This window comes from Salinimonas lutimaris, assembly GCF_005222225.1.
Classification (GTDB): Bacteria; Pseudomonadota; Gammaproteobacteria; order Enterobacterales; family Alteromonadaceae; genus Alteromonas; species Alteromonas lutimaris.
Map to the genome: position 1 here is coordinate 2,972,687 of NZ_CP036536.1, position 14,526 is coordinate 2,987,212.

The 14,526-nt window shown below is 46.8% G+C and carries 15 protein-coding genes; 5 read left to right on the plus strand and 10 right to left on the minus strand.

Going from position 1 to position 14,526, the window contains the following annotated elements:
- Positions 1-84 precede the first annotated feature (84 nt).
- Positions 85-435 (minus strand): Grx4 family monothiol glutaredoxin, encoded by a 351-nt coding sequence (locus EZV72_RS13085; RefSeq protein ID WP_137167645.1) that lies wholly within the window; start codon positions 433-435, stop codon positions 85-87.
- Between the two features lie 344 nt (positions 436-779).
- Here EZV72_RS13085 and sodB point away from each other — a divergent pair, with 344 nt between their 5' ends.
- The 4 genes from sodB (at position 780) to EZV72_RS13105 (ending at position 6,381) form a co-directional block, all read left to right on the plus strand.
- Positions 780-1,364, plus strand: a complete 585-nt coding sequence (gene sodB, locus EZV72_RS13090) for a superoxide dismutase [Fe] (protein ID WP_137167646.1) — start codon at positions 780-782, stop codon at positions 1,362-1,364.
- 250 nt (positions 1,365-1,614) lie between these two features.
- Positions 1,615-3,537: a PrkA family serine protein kinase gene (locus EZV72_RS13095; RefSeq protein ID WP_137167647.1), complete on the plus strand. Its 1,923-nt coding sequence runs from the start codon at positions 1,615-1,617 to the stop codon at positions 3,535-3,537.
- A 34-nt stretch (positions 3,538-3,571) separates the two neighbouring features.
- A complete protein-coding gene (locus EZV72_RS13100) occupies positions 3,572-4,858 on the plus strand; it encodes a YeaH/YhbH family protein (RefSeq protein ID WP_137167648.1) in 1,287 nt (428 codons plus the stop codon).
- Between the two features lie 2 nt (positions 4,859-4,860).
- Positions 4,861-6,381 carry a SpoVR family protein gene (locus tag EZV72_RS13105; RefSeq protein ID WP_137167649.1) on the plus strand — a complete coding sequence of 507 codons (1,521 nt, stop codon included), beginning with the start codon at positions 4,861-4,863 and terminating at the stop codon, positions 6,379-6,381.
- Here the strand turns inward: EZV72_RS13105 and EZV72_RS13110 are convergent.
- The 4 genes from EZV72_RS13110 to prmB form a co-directional block, all read right to left on the minus strand.
- Entirely contained in the window at positions 6,378-7,313 is a 936-nt protein-coding gene (locus EZV72_RS13110; RefSeq protein ID WP_137167650.1) for a TolB-like translocation protein, read from the minus strand. The genes EZV72_RS13105 and EZV72_RS13110 overlap by 4 nt on opposite strands.
- 72 nt (positions 7,314-7,385) lie before the next feature.
- The gene (locus EZV72_RS13115) at positions 7,386-8,585 is read right to left on the minus strand and encodes an MFS transporter (RefSeq protein ID WP_137167651.1); all 1,200 of its coding nucleotides are present in this window, start codon (positions 8,583-8,585) and stop codon (positions 7,386-7,388) included.
- 4 nt (positions 8,586-8,589) lie between these two features.
- Positions 8,590-9,690 (minus strand): chorismate synthase, encoded by a 1,101-nt coding sequence (gene aroC / locus EZV72_RS13120; RefSeq protein ID WP_137167652.1) that lies wholly within the window; start codon positions 9,688-9,690, stop codon positions 8,590-8,592.
- A 9-nt stretch (positions 9,691-9,699) separates the two neighbouring features.
- On the minus strand, positions 9,700-10,635 hold the full coding sequence (gene prmB, locus EZV72_RS13125; RefSeq protein ID WP_137167653.1) for a 50S ribosomal protein L3 N(5)-glutamine methyltransferase: 936 nt from the start codon (positions 10,633-10,635) through the stop codon (positions 9,700-9,702).
- A gap of 137 nt (positions 10,636-10,772) precedes the next feature.
- On the opposite strand from prmB, the gene smrB reads away from it, so the two are divergent.
- Positions 10,773-11,357 (plus strand): endonuclease SmrB, encoded by a 585-nt coding sequence (smrB, locus tag EZV72_RS13130; protein WP_137167654.1) that lies wholly within the window; start codon positions 10,773-10,775, stop codon positions 11,355-11,357.
- A 176-nt stretch (positions 11,358-11,533) separates the two neighbouring features.
- Here smrB and EZV72_RS13135 read toward each other — a convergent pair whose 3' ends face one another.
- The 5 genes from EZV72_RS13135 to EZV72_RS13155 all read right to left on the minus strand — a co-directional run bounded on the left by EZV72_RS13135 (position 11,534) and on the right by EZV72_RS13155 (position 14,305).
- Entirely contained in the window at positions 11,534-12,055 is a 522-nt protein-coding gene (locus EZV72_RS13135) for a DUF6624 domain-containing protein (RefSeq protein ID WP_232364419.1), read from the minus strand.
- Positions 12,056-12,251: 196 nt separating this feature from the next.
- Positions 12,252-12,578, minus strand: a complete 327-nt coding sequence (locus EZV72_RS13140; RefSeq protein ID WP_137167655.1) for a hypothetical protein — start codon at positions 12,576-12,578, stop codon at positions 12,252-12,254.
- A 162-nt stretch (positions 12,579-12,740) separates the two neighbouring features.
- The gene (locus tag EZV72_RS13145; protein ID WP_137167656.1) at positions 12,741-13,397 is read right to left on the minus strand and encodes a hypothetical protein; all 657 of its coding nucleotides are present in this window, start codon (positions 13,395-13,397) and stop codon (positions 12,741-12,743) included.
- 79 nt (positions 13,398-13,476) lie between these two features.
- Positions 13,477-13,893 carry a hypothetical protein gene (locus EZV72_RS13150; RefSeq protein ID WP_137167657.1) on the minus strand — a complete coding sequence of 139 codons (417 nt, stop codon included), beginning with the start codon at positions 13,891-13,893 and terminating at the stop codon, positions 13,477-13,479.
- Positions 13,894-14,038: 145 nt separating this feature from the next.
- The gene (locus tag EZV72_RS13155) at positions 14,039-14,305 is read right to left on the minus strand and encodes a hypothetical protein (RefSeq protein ID WP_137167658.1); all 267 of its coding nucleotides are present in this window, start codon (positions 14,303-14,305) and stop codon (positions 14,039-14,041) included.
- Positions 14,306-14,526: the final 221 nt, after the last annotated feature.

Here is a 14,526-nt window from a genome sequence, read left to right on the forward strand (position 1 = left end):
AATCTGCTTCTGCGGACGTTTTTTTGTTGTCTCCCTGATAATAAAAAACCCGGCATTTGCCGGGTTTCTCTTTTTACGCTGTCTTTATTCAGCCGGTGACTGTTTAGCCGCTGTCTCTTTAATCAGTGGCTGTAGTTCACCTTGCTGGAACATCTCAATGATGATGTCGCAACCACCTACCAGCTCACCTTCAACCCACAGCTGCGGGAACGTTGGCCAGTTGGCATACTTTGGTAACTCAGCGCGGATATCCGGGTTTTGCAGAATATCCACATAAGCAAACTGCTCGCCGCATGACATCAGCGCCTGCACTGCCTGAGCTGAAAAACCACAGCTAGGTAGCTTTGGTGACCCTTTCATATAAAGAAGAATCGGATTCTCAGCAATTTGCTCTTTAATTTTATCAACCGTCGATTCGGTATTTACGTTTTCCATTAAGACCTCGCATGTAGACATGTCATTACCCGTTGATATGGGCATGAGCAGCTTTTATTTCAAGTCGTCATATCATAACACGCTCGTCAGGCCGATGGGCAAACTCACAGCTTGGTTTTCTCTTGATCCATCCGGCCTTTACTGCGTATGTGGATCGTACAATCAGTGTCAGGGCTCGTTTAGTTGTGGCCCAAATTAATCTTACAAATTCATAAATTTGTCATTGGGTTATAGAAAAACGTCCTTATATTTCACAGATACACTAAGACCAATGCCGACTCATACCATTCGAACAGGCAGGTATGAGGGGCTGATTTTTATAAACACCAACACGGAGACTCGTAATGGCTTTTGAATTACCAGCATTACCTTATGAAAAAAATGCTCTGGAACCTCATATCTCTGCAGAGACGCTTGAGTACCACTATGGCAAGCACCACGCAACTTACGTCACTAAGCTGAATGGCCTTGTTGAAGGTACAGATATGGAAAACAAAAGCCTGGAGGAGATCGTTAAGTCTTCTACTGGCGGTGTTTTCAATAATGCGGCTCAGGTTTGGAACCACACGTTCTACTGGAACAGCCTAAGCCCGAATGGTGGTGGTGAACCTACTGGTGAACTGGCTGATGCGATTAATGCAAAATGGGGCTCGTTTGCTGACTTCCAGGCTGCATTTAATGACAAAGCGACAGGCAACTTCGGCTCAGGCTGGACGTGGCTGGTAAAAACAGCTGACGGTTCAGTAGATATCGTAAACACTGACGATGCAGAAACACCAGTATCAGGTGAAGAATACACGCCGCTAATCACTGTAGACGTGTGGGAACATGCGTATTACATCGATTACCGCAATGCACGTCCTAAGTACCTGGAAAACTTCTGGGCACTGGTTAACTGGACGTTTGCCGCAGAAAACTTCGCAAAATAAGCTTTTCATATAGCTAATTTCGCATAAGCCCGCTTTTCAACAGCGGGCTTTTTATTTGCATGTCCCCGCTATATCCCGCCCGCATTGTACTTTAGGTATAAAAGACGTAACTAATTGGAAAAAGTTCATTTTTTTATAGATCGATTATTTTTTAACAAGTTCATATTAAGTCCAAAAATATAGTATCGCTTTTGAAAATAAGGTCTAAGCTGAAAAGACGGGGAATCCGTTTTTCTACTTAGAGGTGCTCATGGGTATTTTCGAACACTACCAACAGCGTTACGAAGAAAGAAAACAAGAAGAATTCACCATCCAGGAATTTCTGGAAATTTGTAAGCAGGACCCAATGGCCTATGCAAACTCATCCGAGAGATTGTTAAGCGCTATTGGCGAACCGGAGATGGTTGATACCTCAACCGACCCGGCATTAAGCCGTATTTTCTCCAACCGGGTGCTCGCCCGCTATCCTGCTTTTGGTGAGTTTTTTGGCATGGAAGAGGCAATCGAGCAAATTGTTTCCTACCTGCGCCACGCCGCACAGGGATTAGAGGAGAAAAAGCAAATTTTGTATTTGCTGGGGCCGGTAGGCGGTGGTAAATCATCACTGGCTGAACGCCTTAAAGAGCTGATGCAGAAAGTGCCGATTTATATTCTTAAAGACTCACCGGTCAACGACCACCCGTTCTGCCTGTTTGACGTTAACGAGGATGGCAACATTCTTGAGCAGGAGTACGGTATTCCAAAACGTTATCTGAAAACCATTATGTCTCCCTGGGCGCGCAAACGCTTGCACGAATACGGCGGGGATATCAGCAAATTCAAAGTAGTGCGGGTGTATCCGTCAATACTGGATCAAACCGGCATTGCCAAAACTGAACCTGGTGACGAAAACAACCAGGATATTTCTGCACTGGTGGGTAAAGTCGATATTCGCCGGCTGGAACAATACGCACAAAATGATCCGGACGCTTACAGCTACTCTGGCTCATTGTGTAAAGCCAACCAGGGCCTGATGGAATTTGTGGAGATGTTTAAAGCTCCCATCAAGGTACTCCATCCGCTATTAACCGCCACTCAGGAAGGTAACTACAACCCGACTGAAGGCTTCTCTGCCCTGCCCTTCGACGGCCTGATTCTGGCTCACTCGAATGAATCTGAGTGGCAGACATTTCGCAACAACAAAAATAACGAAGCATTTCTGGACCGGGTCTACATCGTTAAAGTGCCATATTGTCTGCGGGTAAATGAAGAGATAAAAATATATCGCAAGCTGCTGGAAAGCAGTGAGTTAAGTGGGGCGCCCTGCGCACCCGACACGCTGGAGTGTCTGGCTCAGTTTACGGTGCTGTCACGGCTCAACGAGCCTGAAAACTCCAGTCTGTATTCCAAAATGCGGGTGTATGACGGTGAAAGCCTGAAAGACACGGATCCTAAAGCAAAATCTTATCAGGAGTATCGGGACTACGCTGGCGTTGATGAAGGTATGGAAGGCTTGTCTACGCGCTTTGCCTTCAAAATTTTGTCTCGGGTATTTAACTTTGATCATCAGGAAGTGGCCGCGAACCCGGTGCATTTGTTTTATGTACTGGAACGGCAGATTGAACGGGAGCAGTTCCCGCAGGAAACAGCCGACCGTTATCGCGAGTTCCTCAAAGGTTATCTGATCCCCCGCTATGTTGAATTTATCGGTAAAGAGATTCAGACCGCCTACCTGGAGTCGTATTCAGAATACGGACAAAACCTGTTCGACCGGTATGTGACCTATGCCGACTTCTGGATTCAGGATCAGGAATACCGGGATCCGGAAACTGGCCAGCTGTTTGACCGTGAGTCGCTCAATGCAGAGCTGGAGAAAACCGAGAAACCAGCCGGTATCAGTAATCCGAAAGATTTCCGCAACGAAATTGTTAACTTTGTTCTGCGTGCCCGCGCCAGTAATGGTGGCAAAAATCCACGCTGGACCAGTTACGAAAAGCTGCGGACTGTCATCGAGAAGAAAATGTTCTCGAACACAGAAGACTTATTACCGGTTATATCCTTTAACACTAAGGGCTCAACGGATGATAAGAAAAAACACGATGACTTTGTTAACCGTATGACTGAAAAAGGCTATACGCAGAAACAAGTCAGACTGCTCTGTGAATGGTACTTAAGAGTGCGTAAAGCCTCATAAATCCGTTTCCATTCCTTTGAGATAGTAGGTGCTTATGGCGCATTTTATTGACAGACGTTTAAACAGTAAGGGGAAAAGCACCGTAAATCGCCAGCGCTTTTTACGCCGTTATAAACAGCAGATTAAGCGCGCGGTTTCTGATGCTATCGGTAAACGTTCGGTCACCGACCTGGAAAGTGGGGAAAAAATCAGTATTCCGGCCCGGGATATTAGTGAACCCATTTTCCATACTGGTCGGGGTGGTAAACGGTCGGTTGTCCATCCGGGCAACGACCAGTTTATTACCGGTGATCGTATCGAACGTCCGCCCCAGGGACAGGGGCAAGGTCAGGGTGAAGGCGAAGCAAGTGACAGTGGAGAAGGTCAGGATGAATTTGTTTTTTCAATTTCTAAAGACGAATACCTGGACTTGCTGTTTGATGATCTTGCGCTGCCAAACCTGAAAAAAACACAGTTTGATAAAATTGTGGAATACGAAACTTACCGGGCAGGCTATCAGACCGATGGCGTGCCCAGCAATCTGGATATTGTCCGCTCGCTAAAAGGGTCGGTAGCTCGCCGGATTGCACTGAGCGGCAGTGATCGTCGTCAGCTGCGTGAGCTTGAAGATGCCTTGCAGGCGTTGCAGGAGGACAAGCACGACAACACCCTGCGCATCAGCGAGCTGGAAGCTGAAATAGACGCATTGCGTAAAAAGATTGCCCGGGTGCCGTTTATCGACACCTTCGATCTGCGGTTTAAAAACTTTGATAAACGGCCGGTACCTACCAGTAAGGCCGTCATGTTTTGTCTGATGGATGTGTCTGGCTCGATGGACCAGGCAACCAAAGACATGGCAAAACGCTTCTACATTTTGCTGTACCTGTTTTTAACCCGCACATACGAAAATGTTGAAGTGGTCTACATTCGCCATCATACCCAGGCCAAAGAAGTAGATGAACATGAGTTTTTCTACTCTCAGGAAACCGGCGGCACGATTGTCTCCAGTGCCCTGAAAATGATGGACGATATTATCAAGGAGCGCTACTCAGATTCTAACTGGAATATTTATGCCGCACAGGCCTCAGACGGTGACAACTGGGCCGATGACTCACCCTATTGCCGTGATCTGCTGCTAAAAGAGCTGCTGCCGGTCACCCGTTATTTTGCCTACATTGAAATTACCGAACGTCAGCATCAAAGCTTATGGCGGGAGTATCAGAATGTAGAAGCTGTGTGCGAAAATTTTGTGTGCAAGCACATTCAGACGGTGAACGATATTTACCCGGTATTCAGGGAGCTGTTCTCCCGGTCTGAACAAACTACCACCGTGGGAGGATAACCATGGCAGCACAAAAGAAAACCCGACAACCGTTGTGTGATGGTCCGGACTGGACTTTTGAATTGCTAGAGCAATACGAAACCGAAATCGACCGTATTGCCAAAAATTTCAAGCTGGATATTTATCCAAACCAGATTGAAGTGATTACCGCCGAACAGATGATGGACGCCTACGCCAGTGTAGGTATGCCGATTAATTATAGTCACTGGTCGTTTGGTAAAAAGTTTATTCAGACCGAGCAACAGTACCGACGAGGCCAGATGGGTCTGGCCTATGAAATTGTGATCAACTCCGATCCCTGTATTGCGTATTTGATGGAAGAAAACACCATCACCATGCAGGCCCTGGTCATGGCCCATGCCTGTTATGGCCATAACTCGTTTTTTAAAGGGAATTACCTGTTCCAGACCTGGACTGATGCCAGTTCGATTATTGATTATCTGGTGTTTGCCAAAAACTATATTCATAAATGCGAGGAGAAGTACGGCACATCTGAGGTTGAGGAAATACTCGACTCCTGCCATGCGCTGATGAACTATGGCGTAGACCGTTACAAACGGCCACAAAAAATTTCCCTGCAGGAAGAGCTTAACCGCCAGGAGCAGCGCGAAGCGTATCTGCAATCACAGGTTAATGAGCTATGGCGGACTTTGCCCGATACCAAAGAAGATGCCCAGCCCACCAAATTACGCTTCCCGGCTGAACCACAGGAAAACCTGCTGTATTTTATTGAGAAAAATGCACCGTTACTGGAGCCCTGGCAACGCGAGCTGGTACGCATTGTTCGCAAAGTTTCTCAGTATTTTTATCCGCAAAAACAAACACAGGTGATGAATGAGGGCTGGGCCTGCTTCTGGCACTACCATATTTTAAACCAGATGTACGATGAAGGACTGGTGACCGACCGCTTCATTATGGAGTTTTTGCACAGCCATACCAGCGTGGTTATGCAACCGGAATACAACAGTCCTTACTACTCAGGTATTAACCCGTATGCTCTTGGCTTTAATATGTTTATGGATATTAAGCGCATGTGTCAGGAGCCAACCGAGGAAGATAAATACTATATGCCGGATGTGGCTGGCAAAGACTGGCTGGAAACCGTGCATTTTGCGATGCATAACTTTAAGGATGAAAGCTTTATCAGCCAGTTTTTATCTCCCAAGCTGATTCGTGATTTCAAACTGTTTGCGGTTGATGATGATTCGGGCAAACCGTTTATCAGCGTCAGCGCTATTCATGATGAAATGGGGTATCAGAAAATCCGGGAAAAACTGTCGGCGCAGTATAACCTGAGTAACAACGAGCCGAATATTCAGATATATAACGTGGATGTGCGCGGGGACCGCTCACTGACCTTACGCTACATTCCGCACAATGATATTCCGCTGGCCACCTCAAAAGATGAAGTTATGCGCCACCTACATCGATTATGGAAGTTTGATGTAAGTATGGAGCAGGCGCTGCCCAATGGTGAAATTGAAGTGATTGCCGCCTGTCGGCGTGGTGTAAAAGCCGCTTAGTTTGCTTCTGCGCATACCGCTGCTAAATGTAAGCCGTTCTGACTAATATGCAGACGGCTTACCCCATCCGGACAATATTCTGTAATATCAAGCCAGGGTTGCCAGGACGCTGCATTTTCTGCATTTGTAGTCAGTGTGGTGGGTAAGTTTGCGCTGTCGGTCACCGGCTGATGAAAGTCCCACGCCAGAATCTGCCCATCGACCGCGGTAAGTGCTTTGGCCCCAGGTGTCCAGGCCATGTAATACGCGCCTTCGGGTAATGCCACCAGCAAGCTGGATGTTTCCTGCTGTGGGTCGTAGCTCATCAGCGTCCAGGGCTGGTTATCCGGAGCCGGGTTTTTAGTATAGCTGAACAGATCCGTTTCAGGGATCTGCCATAAACTCGCGCCGATGTTGTTGTCTACCACCTCAGGGCTCTGTCCGGGCCGTATGCGTTGCAGAGTATGGGTTTCGCCCAGCACAAAAGCCAGTGCATCATCCTGCTCAATCCATACATGATAACCTACCGGCTCTGCCGCGCTAAGTTTACCGCGAGGTTTTGTGCCATAGTGCCACAGCCACTGTTTGTTGCGTTTATCGACTTTTATAACAGAAAACCCTTCGCCGTCGGGAAAAGGCGTAGGTGAATATTCCGAGGCTGCAGTATGCGTCAGGTTAGTATGATAACCGCGAATTAAGTCATAACGCATAATATCCGTTTGCCGGCCTCTGCCGGACGGAAAGCTTTGTGTGTAGTAGAGCGCCCGGCTCTGATCATAAAAATAAGGCTGGTTGGTGTAATCAGGGGTATCGGTCAGTTTACTGGCATGTTCGATTGCCGGTATGTCGCCGTCATAGGATAAATCAAAAAGCCACAGGTTGGCCACCTGTTCCTGCGCCCAAACCGGGGTAGCAGACAGTAGTCCCGTCAGTAATGCAACAGCTTGCTTCATGATTCCCCTCAGCTTAGTGACAAATTCATAATCTACCAGCTAACTCGTAGTGATACTACTGCGTACCACTTTTTAGCTGGCAGTATTATCCATGTCCCGGCGGCTGGTGAATAGCAGGACCAACCCGCCTACTGCGCAAACTAACGCGGCAGCGGCAAAGGTCAGCCAGGCTTGGCTGCCCTGCTGCCATAACTGACCGGCAGCAAAGTTACCGAATGCGCCGCCCACACCAAATGCCATACTGATATACAGCGCCTGCCCCCGGCTGTGAAATTTTGCCGGCAAAAAAGTATGTATAAAATGGACAGAGGTGGCGTGAATCAGCCCGAAACTCAGCGCATGAATCAGTTGTACCAGCATCACTACCCAGCCGTTTTCGGCCCACTGGGCCAGAGCGTACCAGCGAAACGCGGTAAGCAACATACAACCAAATAACAGGTTCCATACCCCAAAGCGCCCTATAAGACGACGGGCCAGCAAAAATATACCCACCTCAGCCACCACTCCCAGAGCAATGAGCATACCGGTTTCCTGGCCGGTGTAGTTCAGATCGCGCATATACAAGGCAAAAAAGCCATAATAAGCCCCAAAGCTCACCTGCAACAGCGTGGCGCTTACCAGAAAAATCACAAACGGGGTTTTAAGCGCATGATTCCATAACGTGCCCTGCACTTCTGCATGACTGGGATTGGGCGCAGGCTGGCGAATAAACAACGAAGCTAAAAACAGCCCTACCAGCAGCCCCATGCTCGCATACACCGGCGCTTCGCTGGAGCTGATATCCAGTGCTTTACCTACGGCCACCGACAAGACAATATAACCCACACTGCCCCACAGGCGCACCTGTCCGTAAGACGTGTTGGTTGGCCCGAGCGACTGCATGGTAACCACTTCCAGCTGAGGCAGAACCGCGTTCCAGAACATCATCATCAAACCAAAGGCAAGCGCCAGTCCCCAGAAACTGTACAGGTAAAATACCAGCACAAAAAACAGGGCACTCAACAGGCAGCCAATACGCAGTACACCCAGCGCATTGCCGGTTTTATCGGAAATACCCGCCCAGATTGATGGAACCAGCACCCGGCTTAAGGTAATCATAGCGATAAGATTGCCGATATCGGCAGAAGAGAAACCGCGGCCATCCAGAAAGATGCCCAGATAGGGAACCAGCACACCAAGCTGGCCAAAATAAAGAAAGTACGTCAGCGCCAGTAACAGCAGATTGGTGCGGGAGTGAGCGCGTTCACTCCCGGACACCGTTTGGGTTAACACCCGCTTATTTCGTCTGGCCGGCAATCACCGGCGTCTGGCTCTGTACACCAGTATTCTGCGCGCGATGGCGCAGGCAGTGGTCCATCAGGGTAATTGCCAGCATGGCCTCGGCAATGGGTACAGCGCGAATGCCCACACACGGGTCGTGCCGCCCTTTGGTCACAATATCAATCTCGTTACCATCAATATCAATCGTTTTACCCGGTACTGAAATACTGGAGGTAGGTTTTAATGCCATGTGCACCACAATGTCCTGACCGGTTGAGATACCGCCCAGTACACCACCGGCATGATTGGTTTCAAAGCCGTCCGGAGTCAGCGTATCACGGTGCTCACTGCCTTTTTGCTCAATCACATCAAAGCCGTCGCCCACTTCTACGCCTTTCACTGCGTTAATGCCCATCATGGCGTGGGCAATCTCAGCATCCAGTCGGTCAAACACAGGCTCGCCCAGCCCAACCGGAACACCTTTTGCCACCACCGATACTTTGGCACCGATAGAGTCGCCAGACTTTTTCAGATCCCGCATATACTGGTCAAGTGCGTCCAGCTTGCTTTCATCCGGACAGAAAAACGGGTTGGTATTGGTAATGCTGTGATCAACCTTGTCCATCTTTATCGGGCCAAGTTGCGACAGATACCCATGAATCTCAATACCAAAAAACTGTTTTAAAAACTTTTTAGCGATACCGCCGGCAGCAACACGAATGGCTGTTTCCCGGGCCGAGGAACGACCGCCACCACGATAGTCACGACCACCGTATTTTTGCTGATAAGTGTAGTCGGCATGACCGGGTCTGAAACGATCCTTTATATTTGAGTAATCATTGCTGCGCTGATCTTTATTGTTGATCAACAAGCCAATGCTGGTGCCTGTCGTTTTACCCTCAAACACGCCCGACAGAATCTGTACTTCATCATCTTCGCGGCGTGCGGTGGTGTAGCGTGATGTACCGGGCTTGCGGCGATCCAGATCCACCTGCAAGTCACTTTCACTGATTTCCAGCCCCGGCGGGCATCCGTCAACCACGCCACCAATTGCCACACCATGGCTTTCGCCAAAGGTGGTGACAGTGAACAGTTTGCCAAAACTATTTCCTGACATAATCTTTTGCTATTCCTCTGTATTCCAGTACTGCACCAGGGTTTCGCGATTTACCGCAAAAATACCATGACCGCCATTTTCAAATTCCAGCCAGGTGACTTCCAGGCCGGGAAAACGTTGCGCCATGTGCACCTCACTGTTGCCCACTTCCACAAACAGCCACGCACCTTCATTCATAAAAGGCACAGCCTGTTTCAGCATCTGACCGACCAGATCCAGGCCATCTTCGCCTGAGGCCAGCGCCAGTTCCGGTTCATGATGATACTCTTCGGGTAAATCTGCCATATCCTGAGCATCCACATACGGCGGATTAGACACAATTAAATCGTACTTCTGTCCGGCCAGTGAGCTGAACAGATCTGATTCAATCGGATATACCCGCTCGGCCAGCTGATGTTCCTGAATATTTAAATCAGCCACCGTTAAGGCATCAGCGCTGATATCCACCGCATCAACATGTGCTTCATCAAACGCATGAGCCAGCGCAATGGCGATACAGCCGCCGCCGGTGCACATATCCAGAATGGTCGCCGGTTCGTTTTTCACGAACGGCTCAAACCGGTTTTGAATCATCTCCGCAAAAGGCGAGCGCGGAATCAGTACCCGTTCGTCCACATAAAAAGGTAAGCCGCAGAACCAGGCTTCATTGGTAATGTAAGGCAGTGGCAGGCGGGTTTGCACCCGTTTAAGCACCAGCTCAGCCACTTTTTCCCGCTCGCAGTGCGTGAGGCGGGCGTTAAACAAACCTTCACCGGTTTGTTCTAACATATTTTGAGGTAAGTGGAGTCCGTACAGCACCAGGCTGACGGCTTCGTCCCACGCATTATCAGTGCCGTGGCCGAAATACAATTCGGCATCATTAAACCGGCTGACCGACCAGCGCACCATATCCAAAATGGTATGCAGGTCGTTGATGGCTTCATCAAGATAAATCTTATCGGTCATCGGGCCTCTGGTACATCCGTCTTTATAAAGCTGGTATCATACCCAAGATTGTCTGGCTCTGACATGATTAATTTAGGTAACTTGCCTGCTGAGCCAGCTGGATATTTAACGCCTGTCAGTACCCGGAGAATTCACCTATGGCGAAGCACAACGATAAGTCAGAGCAGCATGATGATGATTTTGCGTTGTTCCGCCAGACTGTTGGCGCGGTGAAACCTATGCAGCAGGATAAGTTTACGCCGCCCAAATCGGTAAAACTGCAGGAAAAACAGCGCAATCGTACTTCTCCGTCCCACGGTGCAGGACGTATTAATTCCAGTCAGGTGAATGCCAGTTTTGCTTTTTCTGATATTTATCAGGCGGTGTTGCCTGATCAAGGCCCCATGCGCTATTGCCGGGAAGATGTGTCGACCCACTTACTTAAACAGTTGCGCCGGGGCGACTTTTATCCGGAGCTGATTCTGGATTTACACGGGCTGACCAAAGAAACCGCCAAGCTGGAACTCAGTGCCCTTTTGCATACCGCCCACAAACAGCTGATTGACTGTATTGGTGTTGTTCACGGTATTGGCTCAGGTGTGCTCAAAAAAGCCCTGCCCCACCTGCTAGTGCAACATCCGCATGTCATGGCCTTTCACCAGGCCCCACTAGAATACGGCGGCCAGGGTGCCTTGCTGATACTGGTAGAAACTGCTGAACTGGAATCAGATCCGTTTAAGTAATGTTGGTTTAAAAGCGGCGTGTTATCAGCGGTCTCAGCCTTTATCATAAATTTGTTTATCTGATGACTTAGTTTCCGCCTGACGAGGTCGCAATCGCGTAGGGCATAATAGCGAAGCTCCCCGCGTGTTTGAGTTCCAGCAGGAAGCTAGCGACTATATTTGTTTGTTATATGTCGCTAATTCAGCTCTATTTCGGCGTGATCTTTTATGCCATACATTTCCTCCATGAGCTTTCTATAAAACTCCAATGGCGGCATGTTCATTTCAGCTCTTCTTTCATCCACCTTATCAACTTGTGAGATTGGCATGAAAGTGACTTCACCATTTTTAATATCTGCTTGTGTACCGTACAGTTGCTTTTGCCCCTTATGAATAAGTACGCGGTCAGTCAAAAGTGCAACTTGTTGTCCCGATACACCTTCATTATTTAAATATGCTCTCTTTAAGAGTGGAAGCATTCTTTCTTGAAACTCAACATCTGAAGAGTGCTGTATAATAAGAAATACTGCTCCAACCCCCTCATTTCCGACTTCAGCATTTGTCAGCCACTGTCTATTACGCAATATAGCTTTGAGCTTTTCAGTATTCTGATGATCTACTGACGCTGATTTAGCATGAAGCTCTTTCGGAGCCTTATCCCAACTGGCATCCCCCAACTGTTTTCGTAAAGCCTGATCCTGGTTCTTGCATAGAAACATCTATCTCAGCTGAAACAAAGGAGGGGATAAAGAGAAGCAAACAGAAGAAGCGCATTACAAAATTCCTTTTTAGCATATAACACCCATATAAGAGGCAGTTACGCGTGGGCTAAAATCTGAGTAAAGCGACAGCACCTACATGTTACTGCCCCAGCGAGCTTGCGAGAGACTTAATTTAATTGTTATACGCAAAAAGCTAAAGGACACGAAAAACAGCCTCTATTTGCTCATTCGATAACGGACCATACTTATCCTCACACATAAAGCAGAAATGAGCACCTGCTGATTTACCAAGCTCTTGAAATAACCTCAATTCGGACGTTGTATAGCCGCCCTCAAAAGTTGGAGTCAAATGGATAAGAAGAACTGGCTTATAAATTTTATGAATTAGTTGGCAATGCTTACTCAATACCTGCTTTAGAGAGCTTTCTAATGCCCTCCAGTCACCGAGCAATGTTCGTGAGTTTGATAATTCATTGCACAAAGTAATTTCTTCGTACTCATCACCAAATTTTCGGCTCACAAATCGATCTTGATAAACTTTAATGTAAATTTTTCTACGAAACTTCATCTTTGCGCATAACACTCGCATAAAGGGAAAAATACGTAAGCTATAATACCGAGCGAAGCGAAGGGAGCCTATGTATTTTTTCCCTGGCAAGCGTAGCGAGTGTTAATGCGCTTGTTATACGCCCCTAAAACTTAGCTGAAGGTTCAAATAACTATATATCTCATTTAAAAATGCAGTTTTATAAAAGTAGCGGTGGTTGCCTAACATAGCGGAATCGATAACGAAGCCAGTTCGCTGAAGTCTTGAAAGTAGCACATAAGCTAAGTCCTCTTGAATACAAAGCATACTTGCTATTTTATCTATGGCCTCTTTATTTTTTTCCCCAACACGTTCAACTTCATTACTTGAAGAGAAAGGGAGGTAATTTTTGGCTATATCAAGTATTAATACTTCTCTATACGAGAGTTCTGAAAATATTGTTATGGCCTCATGGTACAAATCGGGTAATTTCGATATTAAGTTTGAGTTTATGCCGCATAAGAAAACTTGTATCAATAAATCTATTTTTTCATTGGATGTGGCTTTGTCAATAGCTTCATTTGTCTTTAGAAAGCAAGATATAAAGCTGTCCGATTCAAGTTCTGCCTGAGAGATACTAATATCACCTTCGGTTAGGGCTGTGATAATTCTTTCGAAGCGTTTTTTGCGATAGCTGCTTACAGCTAAATCGAAAGTTTTTGTTAAAGCAGCCTTTCCAACTAAACTAGTTTCTATCAAAACAACCTCACTGGCGCATAACTTTTCAATAACGGGCGCAGGCACGTAGGGCATAATGGCGAAGCCGCCCTGCGTGTATGCGTCCCAGCGAACGTAGTGAGTGAGTTTATTGAGTTGTTATGCGAACTCTTGATTAGTCCTTGTTCCATTCTTTTGCTGCTCCTAACGTTGGACCTAATGGAAAGACTGATGCAACAACAAGGAAATAACGTGTACTATTTTTTTCATCTATCTGAAAAATCCCTGAGGACAAGAAATACAACGCTGCAATAATTCCAAAAGACCAAAAAAACAAAATAGCAAACTTGATGAAGTTAGGATTTGATTTAGCAAACGGATTTATCTTCTGAAATCCAATTAGTGTGCTTGACATAATCATGCCCGCGAAGAACATAAATAGTGTCATCAGCGGGGCCGCAATAATTAAAGCAATCTCTACTTGAACAACAAAGCCCAATAATACTGAAAAACCGCACCATAATAAGGCTATCTTCGTTAGCCATTTTTCAGACAATAAAATGTAGTGATTAAAATTTAACCTAGATAGCACGAATTATCCTGTGTTCGTATAACTTCCAAATATGGGGCGCAGACATGTGTGCAAAAATGGCGAAGCCGCGCACATGTTTGCGTCCCAGCGAGCGACAGCGAGAGCCATAATTTGCTTGTTATGTGCGTTTAAAAACAACAGCATATTAATTGCGCAAATAGGTACCAAACTTAAGCGTCTGCTTGGCTGTATAAAAGACCATTATTGCTAAAACTACCAGAGAGAGAAAGAAAATAAACGATGTTGGAAAATGATTAAGGATTCTTGCTTTTCGGCTAACAAATTCAATGGAGCTTCCATCTTGCCACATTTCGAAAACTAACTTGGATAACCAGCCCGTACCAATAGTAACTAGCCACAATGCCAACGCTGCCAAAAAAGCAATTTCCATATCACCGTTTTCTTTCTGCATGTTACTCCAAGCACATAACATCTTATTATGAAGACTTCACAGTAACTCGCATCCACTTGCACTGTTTTGCTACACAACTACTTAACTAATATCAGTACCTTATATTAATAGCCAACTACTTTTCCATCAAAATTTTGCGTATTACTGAGAACTCTCTTTAATCACGACCCCAACAAGCCATCAACCCTATACTTTTCAATGCTTTACATTTCATGATCGCT

Bases quoted from the DNA above. Each gene is read 5' to 3' on its own strand.
- sodB (WP_137167646.1), top strand. From the start codon at position 780: ATGGCTTTTGAATTACCAGCATTACCTTATGAAAAAAATGCTCTGGAA.
- EZV72_RS13085 (WP_137167645.1), bottom strand. From the start codon at position 435: ATGGAAAACGTAAATACCGAATCGACGGTTGATAAAATTAAAGAGCAA.
- EZV72_RS13095 (WP_137167647.1), top strand. From the start codon at position 1,615: ATGGGTATTTTCGAACACTACCAACAGCGTTACGAAGAAAGAAAACAA.
- EZV72_RS13145 (WP_137167656.1), bottom strand. From the start codon at position 13,397: ATGCCCTACGTGCCTGCGCCCGTTATTGAAAAGTTATGCGCCAGTGAG.
- smrB (WP_137167654.1), top strand. From the start codon at position 10,773: ATGGCGAAGCACAACGATAAGTCAGAGCAGCATGATGATGATTTTGCG.
- EZV72_RS13100 (WP_137167648.1), top strand. From the start codon at position 3,572: ATGGCGCATTTTATTGACAGACGTTTAAACAGTAAGGGGAAAAGCACC.
- prmB (WP_137167653.1), bottom strand. From the start codon at position 10,635: ATGACCGATAAGATTTATCTTGATGAAGCCATCAACGACCTGCATACC.
- aroC (WP_137167652.1), bottom strand. From the start codon at position 9,690: ATGTCAGGAAATAGTTTTGGCAAACTGTTCACTGTCACCACCTTTGGC.
- EZV72_RS13135 (WP_232364419.1), bottom strand. From the start codon at position 12,055: ATGTTTCTATGCAAGAACCAGGATCAGGCTTTACGAAAACAGTTGGGG.
- EZV72_RS13155 (WP_137167658.1), bottom strand. From the start codon at position 14,305: ATGCAGAAAGAAAACGGTGATATGGAAATTGCTTTTTTGGCAGCGTTG.
- EZV72_RS13110 (WP_137167650.1), bottom strand. From the start codon at position 7,313: ATGAAGCAAGCTGTTGCATTACTGACGGGACTACTGTCTGCTACCCCG.
- EZV72_RS13105 (WP_137167649.1), top strand. From the start codon at position 4,861: ATGGCAGCACAAAAGAAAACCCGACAACCGTTGTGTGATGGTCCGGAC.